General features: G+C 38.4%; 14 protein-coding genes and 1 tRNA gene. 7 read left to right on the forward strand and 8 right to left on the reverse strand.

The genetic code is table 11. The features are described from left to right. Positions 1-177: 177 nt before the first annotated feature. Together B2Z27_RS11455 and B2Z27_RS11460 are read left to right on the forward strand one after the other, a co-directional pair. Positions 178-1842: a tetratricopeptide repeat-containing sensor histidine kinase gene (locus B2Z27_RS11455; RefSeq protein WP_286813756.1), complete on the forward strand. Its 1665-nt coding sequence runs from the start codon at positions 178-180 to the stop codon at positions 1840-1842. Between the two features lie 3 nt (positions 1843-1845). Then, positions 1846-2511, forward strand: coding sequence for a response regulator (locus B2Z27_RS11460; protein WP_071340329.1), 666 nt, complete (start codon positions 1846-1848; stop codon positions 2509-2511). A 195-nt stretch (positions 2512-2706) separates the two neighbouring features. On the opposite strand, the gene B2Z27_RS11465 is transcribed toward B2Z27_RS11460, so the two are convergent. The 3 genes from B2Z27_RS11465 to B2Z27_RS11475 are packed head-to-tail and all read right to left on the reverse strand — an operon-like array spanning position 2707 to position 9496. Then, positions 2707-3597 (reverse strand): transglutaminase family protein, encoded by an 891-nt coding sequence (locus B2Z27_RS11465; RefSeq protein WP_286813757.1) that lies wholly within the window; start codon positions 3595-3597, stop codon positions 2707-2709. Positions 3598-3599: 2 nt separating this feature from the next. After that, complete coding sequence (locus tag B2Z27_RS11470) at positions 3600-6161, reverse strand: circularly permuted type 2 ATP-grasp protein (protein WP_286813758.1); 2562 nt, start codon at positions 6159-6161, stop codon at positions 3600-3602. An 11-nt stretch (positions 6162-6172) separates the two neighbouring features. Continuing rightward, entirely contained in the window at positions 6173-9496 is a 3324-nt protein-coding gene (locus tag B2Z27_RS11475) for a DUF2126 domain-containing protein (RefSeq protein ID WP_286813759.1), read from the reverse strand. A 252-nt stretch (positions 9497-9748) separates the two neighbouring features. Between B2Z27_RS11475 and B2Z27_RS11480 the strand changes: the two genes are divergently transcribed. Further along, positions 9749-10291: a DUF4287 domain-containing protein gene (locus B2Z27_RS11480; RefSeq protein WP_286813760.1), complete on the forward strand. Its 543-nt coding sequence runs from the start codon at positions 9749-9751 to the stop codon at positions 10289-10291. Positions 10292-10359: 68 nt separating this feature from the next. Further along, positions 10360-11232, forward strand: coding sequence for a cation diffusion facilitator family transporter (locus B2Z27_RS11485; protein ID WP_286813761.1), 873 nt, complete (start codon positions 10360-10362; stop codon positions 11230-11232). Here B2Z27_RS11485 and B2Z27_RS11490 read toward each other — a convergent pair whose 3' ends face one another. The 5 genes from B2Z27_RS11490 to B2Z27_RS11510 form a co-directional block, all read right to left on the reverse strand. Then, on the reverse strand, positions 11233-12129 hold the full coding sequence (locus tag B2Z27_RS11490) for a flavin reductase family protein (protein ID WP_286813762.1): 897 nt from the start codon (positions 12127-12129) through the stop codon (positions 11233-11235). A gap of 17 nt (positions 12130-12146) precedes the next feature. Continuing rightward, entirely contained in the window at positions 12147-13382 is a 1236-nt protein-coding gene (gene fahA, locus B2Z27_RS11495) for a fumarylacetoacetase (RefSeq protein WP_286813763.1), read from the reverse strand. Positions 13383-13399: 17 nt separating this feature from the next. After that, positions 13400-14554 (reverse strand): homogentisate 1,2-dioxygenase, encoded by a 1155-nt coding sequence (locus tag B2Z27_RS11500; RefSeq protein WP_286813764.1) that lies wholly within the window; start codon positions 14552-14554, stop codon positions 13400-13402. 75 nt (positions 14555-14629) lie between these two features. Next, positions 14630-15760, reverse strand: coding sequence for a 4-hydroxyphenylpyruvate dioxygenase (gene hppD / locus B2Z27_RS11505; RefSeq protein WP_071340338.1), 1131 nt, complete (start codon positions 15758-15760; stop codon positions 14630-14632). 61 nt (positions 15761-15821) lie between these two features. Beyond that, complete coding sequence (locus tag B2Z27_RS11510; protein WP_286813765.1) at positions 15822-16949, reverse strand: pyridoxal phosphate-dependent aminotransferase; 1128 nt, start codon at positions 16947-16949, stop codon at positions 15822-15824. A 99-nt stretch (positions 16950-17048) separates the two neighbouring features. On the opposite strand from B2Z27_RS11510, the gene B2Z27_RS11515 reads away from it, so the two are divergent. From B2Z27_RS11515 to B2Z27_RS11525, 3 genes are all read left to right on the forward strand, one after another. Then, a complete protein-coding gene (locus B2Z27_RS11515) occupies positions 17049-17495 on the forward strand; it encodes a MarR family winged helix-turn-helix transcriptional regulator (RefSeq protein WP_058105173.1) in 447 nt (148 codons plus the stop codon). Positions 17496-17599: 104 nt separating this feature from the next. Beyond that, positions 17600-17673: transfer RNA gene (locus B2Z27_RS11520), tRNA-Arg, on the forward strand. Between the two features lie 128 nt (positions 17674-17801). Then, a complete protein-coding gene (locus B2Z27_RS11525; RefSeq protein ID WP_074669987.1) occupies positions 17802-18233 on the forward strand; it encodes a BLUF domain-containing protein in 432 nt (143 codons plus the stop codon). The last annotated feature ends 10 nt before the right edge of the window (positions 18234-18243 follow it).

Below are 18243 nucleotides of genomic sequence, written 5' to 3' on the forward strand. Positions count from 1 at the left end.
TACGTTGAAGTTTGGTGCTCTTTTTTTTTGACAAAATTCAGGACAATACAAATTATTAGTCAATAAACATTGAACAACCTGACCTTTAGTTTTCAGTAACTATAACTATTTTAGACAGTTACCATCTTAGAAAAAATTCAATCATATTATTAACCAATTAGTTTATATTTTAGGGGTATGAACAACAAATTAAGCATAATCATCCCTCAATATATATTCCTTGCTTTCTTTATATTTCTAATACCCAATCGCTCCTTAGCACAAATTTCAAAAGATAGTTCACTACATTACAGAAAAGCAATTCTAAACCCTTCTCAACCTCAAGACCTGCCCTCTGGCGTTCACTATTTTACCAAGAAAAAAGAGCGGGATATAGAATCAAAAGATACCTTAAATGCAATTTATGACCTTAGGCTGCTTTCTATAGCTGAATTTAAAATTGGTAATAATTTCAGTAGTGAAAATCATATTGTTGAAGCCCTTAATCTTATTGAGTCAATGCAGACCAAAGATACTTTGATCAACTCTAGGGTAGGTCTTTACAACCAATTAGGGCGTATTTATAGAGCATCGAACAACGCAACCGAAGCTATTAGAACTTTTGACAACGCATTACAAGTTGCCAATAAACTAAGCGATAGTGTTATCGTCTTGAACAATAAGGCCAATATCTACAAAGATCTTTTGGACTATAAAAACGCATTGGACATTTATTCGTTTCTATTTGAAAAACGTTTTGATTTTGCCAATGATTATCAAACTACCTTGGTAACCGATAATTTAGGTCTTGTACAGTCTAAACTTCACATTCCAGAGGGATTGGATAATTTAAAAAATGCTTTAACACTTCGTCAAAAAAATAATGACCTTATTGGTCAGCACGCGAGCAACACTCATTTATCAGAGTATTACTTGGATAGAAAAGACACTACAAAAGCATTATTCTATGCAGAGAAAGCGCTATCCCTTTCAGACAAGATCAACAGTAGTTCTTTTAAACTAGAATCCATATCGTTACTTATGAATATGGATAAGAATCCTCTTATTCATGAATATAAAAAACTGACCGACAGCATAGCCAATGCCAAGCAAATAGCAGAGAACAAAAATGCATTTCTAAAATATAATGTAGCCGAAGAACAAAAGAAAACTCAAGCCAGTATATTACTGCAAGAAATAGAATCACGTAAGCGGTTGGCTTACCAAGCCCTTGCCTTTATTATTTTTCTAATTCTCGTTGGTTCTTATTTTATCTACAGAAACCGATACAGAAAGGCTAAAATCGAAGAAATCTATAAAACCGAAACCAGAATTGCTAAAAAAGTACATGATGAAGTTGCCAATGACATGTATAAAGTGATGACATCTCTTGAGAACAATTCAGGAATTGACACTACTATTTTAGATGAAATGGAAAAAATCTACACCAAAACACGAGATATTTCTAGAGAAAATAGTGCAATTGACCTTAGAAAAGATTTTGGCAAGCAATTAAACGATTTATTGCTAGGATATAAAAATAGCAAAGTCAATATCATAACCCGTAACCTTTCTAAAATGCCTTGGGACAGTATTTCTGAAATGAAAAAAACAGCTATCTATAGGGTATTGCAAGAGCTCATGACCAATATGCGCAAACATAGCCACGCAACTTTTGTAACCTTAGTTTTTGAAAAAGAAGGAAAAAAAATTCATATTAATTATCGTGATAATGGCGTTGGATGTGATCTTTTTAAGAAAAATGGCCTTCAACATACGGAATCCCGTATCGCTTCTATAAATGGAACTATTAATTTTGAATCCAAGCAAGGTGATGGCTTTAAGGCATCAATAATAATTTAATGCATGTTCAAAAAAGTTTTAATTGCGGAGGATATGGAAGACATCAATAAAGGTGTATTTTCATTACTGACCGAATTGGGTGTTTCACAAATAGATCAGGTTCAATATTGCGATGATGCCTATTTAAAAATAAAAAGGGCGGATTTGGATTCGGTTCCGTTTGATCTTGTAATATCGGACCTATCATTTAAGGTGGACCACAGGTCACAGACTTACCCATCAGGGCAGGCTTTAGTGGCTAAACTAAAGTCAGATTTCCCTTCCCTAAAAGTCATTGTATATTCTGTTGAAGATCGTTTGCAAGCCGTGCGTACTCTCTTTAACCAGCATGATATAGATGCATATGTTTGCAAAAGCAGAACAGGACTTAAAAATTTGACCCAAGCTATTTGTGAAGTTGCTAAAGACGGAAAATTCTTATCCCCAGAAGTTTCAAATGCATTTAGTGCCGAGAACGAACTGGAAATTGATGACTACGATATTTCACTTTTAGACAACCTTAGTAAAGGCTTATCTCAAGATGAGATCAGCGCACTCTATAAAAAAGAGAATATTTCACCTGCTAGCCTAAGTTCAATTGAAAAAAGATTGAACAAATTGCGAATACAATTCAACGCCAATAATGCCATTCACCTTGTGGCCATCGTAAAAGATTTAGGGCTAATCTAAAAATAAACCGTTGCCTTACGGAAAACCGTAATACTGTTAGTTATAATGGTGTTAGGTTTGTTCTTGCTTAGCAATAGGCACACTAACCAGAATTAAAATACATATTGCTATGGCCATCCTGCTGAAGAGGTATTTCGGGGGAACTGACCGATTTGGTAGGTATGGCCTATTTATAAAATAAGCATTTGGTTCCTTTTAAACCACAGCAGCAATATCAACCGCCACTTTTAATTTACTCTGTCCGCTACCATATACAACCCCTTTTAAAGGTGGCACGTCATAATAATCCCTACCCCAGCCTACCACAATGTGTTGGTCTTTGGGTATCTGGTTGTTCGTTGGATCAAAATCTACCCAACCGAAACCTGGAATATAAATAGCAAACCATGCATGGGAAGCATCGGCTCCTATTAATTTTTCTTTACCGGGGGCGGGTAAGGTTTCTATATAACCACTTATATAGCGTGCCGGTAACCCTACAGACCGTATACACGCAATGGCTATTTGGGCAAAATCTTGACACACTCCTTTTTTCTCTTTCATTACCTCTTCAATCGGTGTAGAAATCGTAGAAAATTCCGAATCAAAATCAAAGTCGGTATAAATGCGTTGCATCAATTCATATGCAGCTTCAAAAACTGATCTATCACCCTTAAAGGACAATTCTGCATAGTCCCTAATCGCCTTATCCGTCCTTCTAATAAAAATAGATTCCAGCACATATTGCTTAGCTTCCAAAGTTTCCGCATCCATCCCCTGTAATGCAGCTAGGGCATGGTTCATGGTAATATTTTTACATGCCTCGCTATTGAATGATTCATGGTACTGGACGTATTCCCGTTTAATCTTACTCTTTGTGGTTACTTTTAACGTTCTATGCTCGGTTTGAATAGAAAAACGTGTTATATAATTTCCAAAAAAGTCTTTACGCTCGGTAATTTCAGCTGGTTCAGGCGATATTTCAATGGCATAATCCAACAGTTCCTGGCCTTTTGATTCTCTAGGGCGTAACGTTGCAATGTTATGACAATAGCTTACAGGAGCGTTATAGTCATACTTGGTAATATGTGTAATATTGAATATCATTATTAAATGGGAAATGACTGTGTAAACAATTGTGTTTGCTTGTCCGTATGATTAAAATAGGTATTGGATATAGATTGTGAGGTCTTATACAACAAATCAGAAAGTTCTTTTAAAAGGGTATCTAACTGCTCTCTTGTAACATCTGTTTCAGATTTTGTCCGAACCAGCTTAGAAGACTCTGCCAATCTTAACTTTGAAAATGCCTCAAATACAAATTTTTGATAGTTACTTAATTGATGGTCATGTTTGGAGTGTGGCAATCTTGCGATATCTTTTTGCAATCTATTGATCATAAAGGTCAATGAACGTGCATAATCCAGATCCAATACCACTAGATCCAACACATGTGCCAACTCTATATGAGAGCGGTAACTGTATCTGTATATATTAAGGCTTTCATGACTGGTCAACAGGTACTCCAACAAATCATACTCTACCTGCTCATCATATTTTATGGTCAATAAGGCCCTACATTTAGTAATATTCAAACTACTTTGCTCCAATTGCAACCCTATAAAGTATAATAGCAAACCTTGTTGCACCATGATACTTTCTTCAATGAGCCCCATAAATGCAATTAAACGTGTAATCAATTGATTTAAAACTTTGAGAATTTTATTTATGGAGTGATCATCACCATCTACCAAGGAGTTCCAAATTTTTTGGATATTCTCAAATACACGCCACATATCCGAGGACCATAAATTACGGATGGAATAATAGGAGTTTCCGAACATACTTATGGTATGCGCCAGACTGCCCACCCTATGCTTATCTAAAATAACGGATAACATTTCCTCATACGGATTATCCATGGCCAATTTGCCATCTTTTGCTCTTTCCACGAAGCCAGGATAGGTACCCGTCAATTGTGTAACCGCTTTAAAAAGCACCTTAAGTTTTTCAGAATCGGGTTTTTCGTTTCTGTTCTGCACAATGGCCATTTGTCGCATTACCGTACGTAAAAAACGTGCATTTACCAATGTACGCCCCACATAGCGCCCCGCCCAATATAAATTTTCTGCCGTTAAGCTGGGTAAATCATTTAGTCCCGAAATGGCAATAGATGATTTTTGCTGCCAATGCCTATTTTTTTCTTCCACAATGGGTTCATCGTCCAATATCCAAAAATCTTTACTGGTACCACCTCTTTGATTAGACACTCTTACCGTCTCGCCATCTGGAGCCACCCTGACCAAACCACCTGGCATTACGGAATAGTTTTTTTTAGATGCGATGCAAAACGCTCTTGCCACAACATTTCTTGGCGCTAATTTATCATTGGTAAAATTGGGAGCCGTTGAGAAATTAATGCGTTCTTGTGCAACAAAACGATAGGGACGCTCCAAAATGACTTTTTTAAGTTCATCCAATGCTTCCGCACTCATTAATTCTCCAAAATAGATACTTTCCCTATTGGTACGATCTATTCTTTTTATGACCAATTTTGAAATGTTATCCAAAACAAAGTTTCTTTCTTTTTCTTGTCCGCACCACCATGATGCGATCTGAGGTAATTTTAATTCCTCATCCATAAAGAATTTTGCTATGGCCGGCATAAACGGAATCAATCCCGGATTTTCAATAACTCCACTTCCTATGGGGTTTATGACCGCTACATTGTTTCTTCGTACAACATCCAATAATCCGGCTACGCCCAAATGTGAATCTTCCCGTAGTTCCAAGGGATCGGTAAAGGCATCGTCTACCCTACGCAATACCACATCGATCTGCTTTAAGCCTTGTAAAGACTTCATCCAAAGAAAGCCATCACGCACCACCATATCATTACCTTGTACCAATGGATACCCTAAGAAAGACGCCATATAGGCATGTTCAAAATAGGTTTCGTTATGTGAGCCCGGTGTAAGAATCACAATATTCGGATTTTCCTTTTTCCCAGGTGCGGCATCAATAAGCATTTGATTGAATTCCTGAAAAAATCCGGATAAACGCTTCACTTTCATTTCCGCGTACAAATCCGGCAGAATTCTACTGGTCGTGGATCTATTCTCCAAAGCATACCCCATACCTGATGGTGCTTCTGTCCTGTCATTTACTACCCATAAACGCCCATCTGTTCCACGGCATAAATCTGCGGCATAAATAGACAAATACTGCTCTAACTGAAGCTCCATACCGGAACATTGCCTAAGAAAACCCCTATGCCCATAAATTACTTCATAGGGTACAATACCGTTTTTTATTAATTTTCGGTCGCCGTAGACATCTTTTAACACCAAGTTGAGTAATTCTGCCCTTTGCTTCAACCCTGCCTCGACTTCTGCCCACTCATTCTGGTGCAGCATAAAAGGAACCACATTAAGGTTCCAAGGTCTATGCATACCCTGTGGATCGTTGTACACATTATAAGTGACCCCATTTTCTGACAACAGCCAGTCTATATCTTTTTGACGTGCCGTTAGGCCCGTGATCCCCAAGTTATCAAAATTGGTCAATAGTTTACTCCAATAGGGTTTTATACCATTGTTCAATGAATACATTTCATCATTGCCCTGTTGGGTATCATAATTATTGAACCACGTGGTTTTTGTTGTTGGCATTACCTCTTCAATTACTTCTTACGCAAATCTGTTACATGTGGATACTCTGGGTTAACCGGCATCTCTTTGTATGCAAATGTATTTGAACCTTTCTTAGGTTCTACCATTCTGCCCGTAAAATTTGTTGAAGCCACCAATTCTGTAGGTGTTACCTCATCTTGTGTCATGCCAATATCCCAAAATCTATTAATTCTGCGCGATTCTGCTTCTAAGCTATTTACCGGATAGGTGTCATACGACCTACCGCCTGGGTGTGCCACAAAATAGGTACAGCCACCAATCGACTTTTTGTTCCAATCATCAACTATATCAAATACCAGCGGAGTATCTACCCCAATAGTCGGGTGTAAGGCAGACCATGGTTCCCAGGCCTTAAAACGCACTCCCGCTACGTACTCGCCCTTTGTTCCTGTTGAGCTCAATTCAATTTTAACTCCATTACACGTTAAGGAGTATCGCTTTTCATTAAAATTATTGACTTTTACCTGTACACGCTCTAATGAAGAATCTACATAACGGGATGTTCCGCCACCGGTCATTTCCTCACCAAGCACATTCCACGGTTCTATGGCCATACGCAATTCCATTTGTATGGTATTGACATCTACCATACCGTATAACGGGAAACGGAACTCAAAGAAGGGATCAAACCAATCTAATTTGAACGGATATCCCGCTTCGTTCAACTGCTCTACAATATCCTTAATATCTTCTTTTACATAATGCTCCAGCAAGAATTTGTCATGCAATTCCGTACCCCAACGCACCAATTTGTGTTTGTACGGTTTTTTCCAAAACCATGATACCAACGTACGCACCAACAACATTTGCATTAAGCTCATTTGCGCATGAGGAGGCATATCAAAAGCACGTAGCTCCAAGATACCCAAACGCCCGGACGAAGAATCCGGAGAGTATAATTTATCTATACAAAACTCCGCTCTATGGGTATTCCCTGTTATGTCCGTCAACAAATGCCTGAACAGACGGTCAGTGATCCAAAACGGTACCTCTTTATCATCTGGTATTTGCGAAAAGGCAATTTCAAGTTCATATAAGTTCTCCAACCTTGCCTCATCTACTCGTGGAGCCTGACTAGTAGGCCCTATAAATGCACCTGAGAACAAGTAGGACAGTCCGGGGTGATGTTGCCAAAAAGTCAAAAGACTTCGTAATAACTGAGGGTTACGTAATAACGGACTATCAGCCGGAGTTACACCGCCCAAGGTAACGTGATTACCACCGCCTGTACCGGTATGCTTACCATCTAGCATAAATTTTTCGGTTCCTAAGCGGGCCTGCTTTGCTTCGGCATATAAGGTTAGCGTATTGTCCGTAAGTTCTTGCCAATTTTTTGCAGGATGTACGTTTACCTCAATAACACCAGGATCAGGGGTCACCTTTAAAACTTCTAACCTATTATCACGAGGTGGTTCATAGCCTTCTAGAATCACCGGAACTTTCAATTCTTTTGCCGTAGCTTCTATACTTGCCACCAAGTCCAAAAAGTCTTCGGCACTATCTAACGGAGGCAAATAAAGAAATAATTTATTCTCCCTGACCTCTGCACAAATTGCCGTACGCACATAAGGGTGCTTTCTTGGGTGACCTATAGATTTTAATTTCAATCGTTTTTCCAATGCATCGCCAGGTTTTGGCAAATCCGGCGAGGGTTCAAACAACTCTACCTCAGCCGTTGGTTCTGAAGGTATTGGTGGGTCTTGGGGCAATGCCGCCAAAGGCAAACGTAGTCCTATAGCGGAATTACCGGGTGTAAGAAACAAATTTTTATTTCTAAACTTCCATTTATTCGTAAGCCATTTATTGTTCTTTTTGGTCAAAGGATATACGTGACCTACTACTTCACCAATTCCATTTTCCAATATTTCACCCAATTTTCTACGTAGGTGACCATCATCTTTATTATATTTTTTAGGATTGACATCTACCGGTAATTTTCCTTCTTCCCATAAAAAGTAAAAAGCATCTTCATAGGCTGGCATTACACTGTTGGTCTTACAACCCAAATAGCCCCCTAAAGTCTTTAAAAATCGTTTGGTAATATTTCTGGGCATTTTATATTCCTCAGAGAAAGATGCCAATAAACTTGGATCGTTCCAAATGGGTTTTCCGTCTTTGCGCCAGTGGATACCAATGAGCCAACGTGGCAAGGCCTCTCCAGGATACCATTTACCCTGTGCGTGGTGCAAGAGCCCCCCTTTACCAAATACCTCTAGTAGCCTGATGGAAAGTTTGCTCGCCAATTCCCTTTTGTGTTGACCATCTGCAGCGGTATTCCACTCCTCAGACTCCATATCATCTATAGAGACAAAGGTAGGTTCGCCACCCATAGTTAAACGAACGTCATTGGCCTGCAATTCTTCCTCTACCTTAAAACCAAGATCATAGATTGCTTGCCATTGTTCATCTGTGTAGGGCTTGGTTACACGTGGCGATTCAAATATTCTGGTAACCGAATTTTCAAATTCAAAGGTAGTTTCGGCAAAATCACTGAATCCGCTTACCGGTGCGGCACTTTCATAAGATGGTGTACATGCCAATGGAATATGACCTTCTCCCGTAAACAAACCAGATGTGGCGTCTAGACCAATCCATCCGGCACCGGGCAAATATACTTCTGCCCATGCATGAAGATCGGTAAAATCCTCTTCTGGACCAGAAGGACCATCCAGTGATTTTTCATCGGACTTCAATTGTACTAAGTACCCGGAAACAAAGCGAGCCGCCAAACCTAAATGACGAAGTGTTTGCACCAGCAACCATGCAAAATCCCTACAAGAACCCAACTTAGCCTCTAAGGTTTCTTCACAGGTTTGTACCCCGGGCTCCATTCTCAACGTATAATCCAAGTAATTATACAATTTGCTATTTAGCCCAATTAAAAAATCTATACTTCTTTGCGGAGTCAAATCTATCTTTGACAACCACTCATTCAATAACGGACCACTCTCCACTTTTTCCAAATAAGGCAAAAGTTCTTTCTTAGCCTCATCGGAATATTTAAATGGAAATTCCTCTACAGCTTCCTCAACAAAAAAATCGAACGGATTGATTGTTTTTAAATCGGCTATAATTTCTACATCAATTGACAGCTCAGTGGTTTTATCGGGAAAAACAATTCGTGCCAAATAATTTCCAAAAGGATCTTGTTGCCAATTAAAAAAATGATTTTCAGGTTTAATTTTAATTGAATAAGCCTCTATTGGTGTTCTACTATGTGGTGCCGGACGCAACCTAAAAATATGTGGCGATAGATTTATACTTCTATCGTAGATATACTTGGTCTTGTGTTTAATTGCAACTTTTAATGCCATACGGTTGTGGGATTTCGGTACTACCTAATATAAGCACATTAATCAGCAAATGAATATAAGTAGGCATGAATCACAAAATTTTTATTCAAATTGGAGTTGGAACGCTATTTATTGATAGATTGCTAATGTTAGGGGGTGTTTGTTGATCTTTTTTGGATAGAATAACTTTAAAAAAAAAGATGGTGCTGAATAACGCAACCCAAGGGGTTACTATTTTTTTGTAAATTGAAACGTACATAAAACGCTCTACTTATGGAAAAGGCACTGCAAACCATGATCGATAACATGCCTGAAAAGACGGGGAAATCATTGAATGAATGGAAGACCATTCTTAAAGAAAAGTCATTTGCCAAACATTCTGAAGGTGTCAATTATTTAAAGAAAGAACATAGTGTTACCCACGGTTTTGCAAATACCATTGTTACCCTTTCAAAAGAAGAAAACCATGCTCCAACGGATTTGGTCGATCAGCAATATAAAGGTAAAGAAAGCCTACTCCCAATTTATGAAAAGTTGCTATTTGCAATAAAGCCTTTTGGAGATGATATTACCATAACCCCAAAGAAAACTACCGTAAGTATTATTCGCAAAAAGCAATTTGCATTGATAAAACCTGCTACCAAAACCAGAATAGATTTAGGATTAAAAATAAAAGACAAGCCAACTACTGAGCGCTTGCAGAATTCTGGTCCGTTCGGTACCATGTGCACCCATAGAGTTCAACTTACCGAAGTTTCCCAAGTGGATACCGAATTAATTGACTGGCTAAAAGAGGCTTATGAAAAAGCTATTTAACACAACCCTTTCATTAATTATATCACATTAAGCTATCATACATTTTCTTGGCACTGTACCTTTGTCCCATGAGTATTGAACAGACTGCCATTAAAACAACATACTTTAGCATTATAGGTAATATCCTCTTGGCCCTTATTAAAGGTTTAGCGGGATTCTTTGGTAATTCTTACGCTCTTATTGCAGATGCCATTGAATCTACCACTGACATCTTCTCCTCTATTTTGGTGTTATTAGGATTTAAGTATGCAGAAAGACCCGCAGATGAAAATCACCCTTACGGTCATGGTAAAATAGAACCCATTATTACTTTTTTAATTGTTGCTTTTCTAGTGATATCTGCAACCGTTATTGCCTATGAAAGCATTGATAACATACAAACTCCACACAAAACCCCAAAATCATGGACATTATTAGTTCTTGGCGTTATCATTCTTTGGAAAGAAATATCATACCGAATCGTCATTAAAAAAAGTAAGGAAACCAATAGTACTTCGCTAAAAGCGGACGCTTGGCACCATAGAAGTGATGCCATAACATCGATCATGGCTTTTATAGGCATTTCAATTGCCCTAATTTTTGGAAAGGGTTACGAAACGGCCGATGATTGGGCCGCCCTAATTGCTTCGGGTTTTATTCTTTACAATAGCTACCTAATCTTACGACCTGCGTTAGGCGAAATAATGGACGAGCAACGGTATGACGAACTATTGGAAGAAATACGTAAAAAATCACTGGAAGTACCCGGGGTTACCGGTACAGAAAAATGTTTTATACGAAAAGCCGGAATGAAATATCATATTGACCTCCATGCCATGGTAGATGGCACTATATCGGTTACAAAAGGGCATGATATTGCACATTTACTAAAAGACCATCTACATCATGAAATTCCGAACCTAGATCACATATTAATACATATTGAACCTGATGATTTGTAACTAAACCCCCAAATGCAACAAGGCCAAAGCATCTTCTGTTTTTCCTTCTACCAACCACTGTTGTGCCAGTTTGTGCAATGCCACAGCATCTTCATCGCCGTTTAGTATAGATTTCACCTCTGCATGTGCTGCAATAGCAGCAATTGCTTCTTTTGTAGGTAATTCTTCTAAATTCCCCAATCTACCCAAATTATTCCCCGTCAGTACCGTACTGTTACGCACAGCTTCTGGCAACATATCCACCCCAATACCTTTGGTTCGTATAGGTTTTGGTATTTCAAACAAGGCATCGCCATTAGCCCTGCAATACCAATTACCGCCCATACGGGCAACCAAATCTAACTTGGGGGTATCCAATTTTCCTTCGGCATCTAGAAATGCTTTCTTTACGTGTATCTGAACTACTTTTGCCAACACTAGATTTCCTGCTCCCGGACCATCACCCAATGCTATTACCTGATCCACCACACACTCAAAAGCTACGGGAGCTTCCCCTACTCTTGGTGGCTTTACCTTATCACTTGGCACTTGGGTTAACCCTGATTTTACAAATTCATTTACACCATCACCGTATTCGGTACTTGACAATGACATTTGCTCTACCATGTCATAATTCACTATATTGATTACCGTTTCCTTTACTTCCAATACATTCTCCAAGGTGTGCTTGGTGGTATTGTCACGACCTCTTCTTGAAGGGGAAAAAATCATGATCGGAGGGTTTACACTGAATAAGTTGAAATAACTGAACGGACTCAAATTTACATTGCCGTCCTTATCAATTGTGCTGGCGAAACAAATAGGTCTTGGCGCTACAGCAGATAATAAATACCCATGCAGTTCTTGTTGAGATATACTTGCCGGGTCAATTGTATTTATTTCTTCGTGTTGTGACATTGTGCTCATATTCTAAATTACTTACTGGGTAAAATAGTACCCGTTACTTCACCAAAACCAACCCTTACGCCTTCTTTTTCCGCGAATCCTTTCAAGGTTATGGTGTCATTATCTTCAATAAAGGTGCGTTTGCTTCCGTCTTTTAATTCGAAAGGTTTTTTACCTCCCCACGAAATCTCCAACAACGATCCATAGGAGCTTTCATCTTTGCCCGATATGGTACCCGATGCCATGACATCGCCTACATTTACATTACATCCGTTTACGGTATGGTGCGCCAATTGCTGCATCATATTCCAATACATGAATTTAAAGTTTGAGCGACTGATTATTGTTTCTTCCGAAGATTTGGAAGACATCCCTACTTCTAACTGTATGTCATAATTTTTGGCTCCCTCATATTGTAAATACGAAAGTACAGCTGGATCTTGCTTAGGACCTTGAACCTTAAATGGCTCCAATGCCTCTAACGTAACAATCCACGGCGACATGGATGATGCAAAACTTTTGCCCAAAAACGGACCTAAAGGTACATATTCCCATTTTTGAATATCCCTAGCGGACCAGTCATTGAATAACACCAATCCAAAAATATGTTCGGAAGCATTTTCAACTGTAATTCGTTCTCCTAATTGTGTAGATTTACCTACTATGAACCCCATTTCCAATTCAAAATCTATAAGCCCCGATGCTTGAAAAACCGGTGTTTCCATTTCATTGGTTTTCACTTGACCCATAGGTCTATGAATATCGGTACCGCTAACTACAATAGAAGAAGCGCGACCGTGGTAGCCTACCGGAATATGCCTCCAATTGGGCAATAGCGCATTTTCTGGATCACGAAACATTTTACCTACATTGGTAGCGTGCTCAATACTCGAATAAAAATCCGTATAATCGCCTACTTGCACCGGTAAATGCATCGTAGCGCCTTTCTGTTGCACAAATGCTTCCGGATGATTTTTTAATGGCGAATTTTCAATCACCAGCAACTGCTGTATATCTAAACGGACTTTATTGGTAATCTTCTTTCCTAGAGCAATAAACTCGTTTAAAGTTGATTGATTAAAATAGTTGGCATCGACCTCTATCAACCCTAACTCTGATACCACAACCAAATCAACAATTTGCGCTCCAATAGCAATACCTACTCTTGGCTTATCATCGTTCACCGAAAAAATGCCAAAAGGAAGATTGTAAATGGAAAAATCTGAATTATGGGGTACGCTGACCCATGTTCTTAGTGTTGTCAAGTGTTTTCTTATTTCTGTTATAACCAAGATTGATAATAATCGCCATCATCTAATTTCATGGCATTCTCAGTAACCATCAACGGCTTAAAGGTGTCTATCATAACCGCTAATTCTTCAGACCCTTTTTGACCTATGCTACGTTCTGCAGCACCTGGATGCGGACCGTGTGGTATACCTGCGGGATGCAAAGAAATATTACCCGGTTGCACACCGTTTCTGCTCATGAAATCACCATCAACATAATACAGCATTTCATCCGAATCTATATTGGAATGGTTATATGGTGCCGGAATGGACTGCGGATGATAATCGTACAGTCTTGGCACAAACGAACAAATTACAAAGGCATTTGTTTCAAAAGTTTGATGCACTGGTGGCGGCTGGTGAATTCTGCCCGTAATAGGCTCAAAATTATGAATGGAGAATCCGTATGGGAAATTATATCCATCCCAACCTACAACATCAAAAGGATGCCCTACATATACCATTTCATGCATGACCCCTTGCTTTTTCACCTTTATCAAATGTTCATTGGTATCGGTAAATGTTTCAAGGTCTTTCGGCAATTTGTAATCGCGCTCACAGAACGGAGAGTGTTCCAATAACTGCCCAAACCAATTGCGATACCTTTTTGGCGTATAAATTGGCGAATATGATTCGGCATATAATATGCGATTGTCTTCACTATCAAAATCTATTTGATAAATGGTTCCTCTGGGAATGATCAGATAATCACCATATTCAAAAGGAATTTGCCCAAAAATAGTCCTTAAGATACCAGAGCCTTTATGTATGAACAACATTTCATCGGCATCGGTATTCTTATAAAAATATTCGCGTAACGATTTTCGTGGTGCCGCTACCCCAATGATGATATCACTATTGACCAATAGTGGCTCACGAGCTACTAAAAAATCGTCTTTTGCGGGTGCATTAAAACTAACCAACTTTAACGAACGTATATTCTTCTCCAAAGCAATTTTAGGAGACACATCGGTACTCTTTACGATCTCTTTGACCATGGTAGGTCTATTTTGATGATATAATAAAGAGGACATACCGTCAAAACCAATGGTACCGAACAATTGTTCCGAGTACAACTCCCCATTGGGTTTTCTAAACTGCGTGTGCCTTTTTGGCGGCAACGCACCTTGCTTATGATAGATAGGCATATACGTTCGTTTTGTTAGTTACTACTATTTTATTAAAATTAAACTATTCTTGGCATGTCAAGAAATCTGTTGAACTTATAAGGTTCCCCTTAATTCTTGCTCACGTTCAATAGCTTCAAACAAAGCCTTGAAATTTCCTTTTCCAAAAGAAGTTGCTCCTTTACGCTGAATAATTTCAAAAAACATGGTTGGTCTTGCCTGTACCGTTTTGGTGAAAATTTGCAACAGATATCCTTCATCATCACGATCTACCAAAATACCTAGTTTTCTCAATGATTCTATATCCTCATCAATTTCACCAACTCGCTCTGTCAATACATCATAATACGTTGTAGGTATAGTCAAAAACTCCACACCTCTACTTTTTAAATCAGAAACCGTTTTTACGATATCATCGGTTGCTACGGCAATATGTTGTACACCTTCACCTTCATAAAACTCCAAATATTCATCTACCTGAGATTTTTTCATTCCAGGAGCAGGCTCGTTGATCGGGAATTTAATACGACCGTTGCCATTACTCATTACTTTACTCATGAGCGCTGTATAATCGGTAGAAATATCCTTATCATCAAAAGACATTATTTGCTTAAAGCCCATTACATTGGCGTAGAAATCTACCCAATAATTCATTTTACCTTCGTTCACGTTACCTACCATGTGATCTACAAATTTTAATCCAGTAGACGTTGGCTGATAATCGCTTTCCCATTTTTGGTAGCCTGGTAAAAATGTACCGTTATAATTTTTCCGCTCTACAAAAATGTGTACTACTTCACCATAAGAATAAATACCAGAACTTACCACCTTACCGTGCTCGTCTTCTTCGGTTTTTGGCTCCATGTAACTTTTAGCTCCTCTTTTCATAGCCTCGTTGTAAGCATAGGTAGCATCATCTACCCACAGTGCCGTTACCTTAACTCCGTCACCATGCTTGTCTATGTGCCTACCCACATCTGTACCACTCTTTAACGGTGACGTCAAAACCAATCTAATTTTATCTTGCTCTACCACATAGGATTCAAAATCCCTACTACCGGTTTCAAGACCTTTATAAGCTAAGGATTTAAAACCGAAAGCGGTTTTATAATAATGTGCCGCTTGTTTAGAGTTACTTACATAAAGTTCTAAATAATCGGTACCGTTAATAGGCATAAAATCTTGTGCCTCTTTGTGTTTGTTTTCTGCTACTGTTGAAGTTGACATAGTATATGATTTAGTTTTATATTGTTTTTTGTTGCTCATGCAACATATATGATAAAAAAATTTATGTTGTGGTCGTTTGGCTCTTCATTAAAACCTCAATTGCGGCCAAAAGTGCTTTGTTAGCCTCTCTTACTCCAAAAGATATACGCACTTTCCCCGGCGCACCAAAATTACCTACAGGGCGTACCATTATACCTTTTTTTTCTAAAAAAGAGGTAAACTCCATATCATTCACCGGTGGATCTATTAGCACAAAATTACCCTGTGTTGGCCAATATTTGATATTCATTGTATCAAGTCCGTTCAAAACATACTTTCTTTCTTCCTTAACCAATGCTACAGTTTTGTTTACAAACGCTACATCTTCCAAAGCAGCAATTGCCCCCTCTAAAGCCAATGATGACAATAGAAAAGGTTTACAAATCTTACGCATGTAATTGCTTAGTTCTAAAGGGGCATAACAATAGCCAACCCTTAGACCTGCCAAACCATAGGTCTTTGAAAAACTATTGATTGCAATTACATTTTTACCTTCTACTACAAAAGGAATTCCCGAAGTGTAATCTTCGGCTTCGGCAAAATGTCTGTATACCTCATCTAACACCAGTACTACATGGTCAGGTAATTTATCAATGAAATTTCTTAAATCTGTCAGTGGAATATAATTTCCTGAAGGATTGTTGGGCGATGCTAGAAATACCAACTTTGTTCTATCATTAATAGCCTCTAGAATACCGTCCAAATTGTAATCATAATCCTCGGTCATGGGTACGTTGATCGCCTTGGCTCCCATCCAACGGGTAAAGGCCGTATAAGGTAAAAAGCAAGGCTGACTCACAATTACCTCGTCATCTTCGTTCAAAAATGCCTTAGAAATCATATCTATAATTTCTGAACCACTATTTGCAGTAATAAAGTTATCTACGGTAAGTACACCATCAAAATCTTTCACCAACGCCTCACGTAACCTTATATCCGTATTATCCGGATATAGGCTCAAATCATCTAAGGTATTTGCCAAGGCTTCCTTAACTTTTGGGGAATACCCTAACGGATTTTCGTTAGAGGACAATTTGTGAACGGTAACACCATCGGGCATTACAATCTTCTTACCTCCGCCTTTGTAAGTGCTATCTTCTAATATATATTTCTTAAAACCTGGTTGCATATTTCTAGTACTTTTTGCCAATTTGAACTAAGTAAAAATACAACTTTTTTTTAATTTTGTTGCATTAACAACAATTTTAACGATAAACTCCTGTATTTTTGGAAGAATAACTTTGAGATTATGGACAGGACGGAGGGCTTCGGCGTTTACATTGATCGTACTTTAAAAAAAGTACAGAGCACTTTTTTACAGGTATTTGCAGAAAACAACATTGATCTTACTATTGAACAATGGGTGATCTTGCAACGTGTACATTTAGAAGGAAAAGACGCTTCGCAAGCTGACATTGCCAAATCTAACTTTAGAAATAGGGCTACAACCTCTAGGGTAATCAGTGGATTATGCAAAAAAGGGTTGCTACGTAAATCAAGATTCAGAGATGATCAAAAAAGATATAAATTGGTCATCACAGAAGAAGGTTCGGCTCTAATAAAACAAGTAATGCCTTTTATTCTTGATTTAAGAAAAGTTAGTACCCTGGGAATCACTGAAGAAGAATTCGAAATTTTCTACAAAGTACTTGACCAATTATGGGAAAATTTTGATCAATACGAAGGTCGTTCATAGTCATATTCCAGTCGATAAAAGAAATAATTAAATTTTTATTGATTTTGGTTTTACCAGTCTATAAAAATCACTAAGTTTGCACCCACATTTGAAAAAATGGTGTCGGTCGCATAGCTCAGCTGGATAGAGCATCTGCCTTCTAAGCAGACGGTCGGAGGTTCGAATCCTCCTGCGATCACTCTGAAGCCCCTTTTTAGGGGCTTTTTTGTTTAAATAACTTATTCAAGTCGTTCTATTTTTTTCACAAACCCAATAATCTTAAGGTTTTTATTATTTTTGAGATACTAAGACCATCACCAAACTACCATGTATACACTTACCTACGAATCTACTGCCGTTAATATTATGACCAGTTCAGAAATGGAGTCTTTGCTTGAGGAAGCACGTACACATAACAAGAGTAAAGATATTACCGGTTGCCTTATCTATTATAAAGGGAAATTTGTTCAACTTTTGGAAGGGGACAAAAAGGAGGTGCAAGAACTCTATGATAGAATAAAAAAAGACCCACGCCATAAAGAGGTTACCTTATTTTCAGAGGATAAAATTATCAAAAGAACTTTCCCTAATTGGGGCATGGCTTACTACCCTATGGATGAGGAGCACACCAACCAATATGAACTTGAACAGTTTAAAAGAAACTTAATCTTACTTTCCGATCTTGTTGAACCTACTAATTTGACAGCAAAGCAATTTTGGAAAAAGATAAAGACAATGATTGCAGAATCGCCCACGTAATTTCACTCAA

Source organism: Maribacter sp. UBA3344 (assembly GCF_002362375.1).
GTDB classification, from domain to species: Bacteria; Bacteroidota; Bacteroidia; order Flavobacteriales; family Flavobacteriaceae; genus Maribacter; species Maribacter dokdonensis.

Bases quoted from the DNA above. Each gene is read 5' to 3' on its own strand.
- B2Z27_RS11455 (WP_286813756.1), top strand. From the start codon at position 178: ATGAACAACAAATTAAGCATAATCATCCCTCAATATATATTCCTTGCT.
- B2Z27_RS11460 (WP_071340329.1), top strand. From the start codon at position 1,846: ATGTTCAAAAAAGTTTTAATTGCGGAGGATATGGAAGACATCAATAAA.
- B2Z27_RS11465 (WP_286813757.1), bottom strand. From the start codon at position 3,597: ATGATATTCAATATTACACATATTACCAAGTATGACTATAACGCTCCT.
- B2Z27_RS11470 (WP_286813758.1), bottom strand. From the start codon at position 6,161: ATGCCAACAACAAAAACCACGTGGTTCAATAATTATGATACCCAACAG.
- B2Z27_RS11475 (WP_286813759.1), bottom strand. From the start codon at position 9,496: ATGGCATTAAAAGTTGCAATTAAACACAAGACCAAGTATATCTACGAT.
- B2Z27_RS11480 (WP_286813760.1), top strand. From the start codon at position 9,749: ATGGAAAAGGCACTGCAAACCATGATCGATAACATGCCTGAAAAGACG.
- B2Z27_RS11485 (WP_286813761.1), top strand. From the start codon at position 10,360: ATGAGTATTGAACAGACTGCCATTAAAACAACATACTTTAGCATTATA.
- B2Z27_RS11490 (WP_286813762.1), bottom strand. From the start codon at position 12,129: ATGTCACAACACGAAGAAATAAATACAATTGACCCGGCAAGTATATCT.
- B2Z27_RS11500 (WP_286813764.1), bottom strand. From the start codon at position 14,554: ATGCCTATCTATCATAAGCAAGGTGCGTTGCCGCCAAAAAGGCACACG.
- hppD (WP_071340338.1), bottom strand. From the start codon at position 15,760: ATGTCAACTTCAACAGTAGCAGAAAACAAACACAAAGAGGCACAAGAT.
- B2Z27_RS11515 (WP_058105173.1), top strand. From the start codon at position 17,049: ATGGACAGGACGGAGGGCTTCGGCGTTTACATTGATCGTACTTTAAAA.
- B2Z27_RS11525 (WP_074669987.1), top strand. From the start codon at position 17,802: ATGTATACACTTACCTACGAATCTACTGCCGTTAATATTATGACCAGT.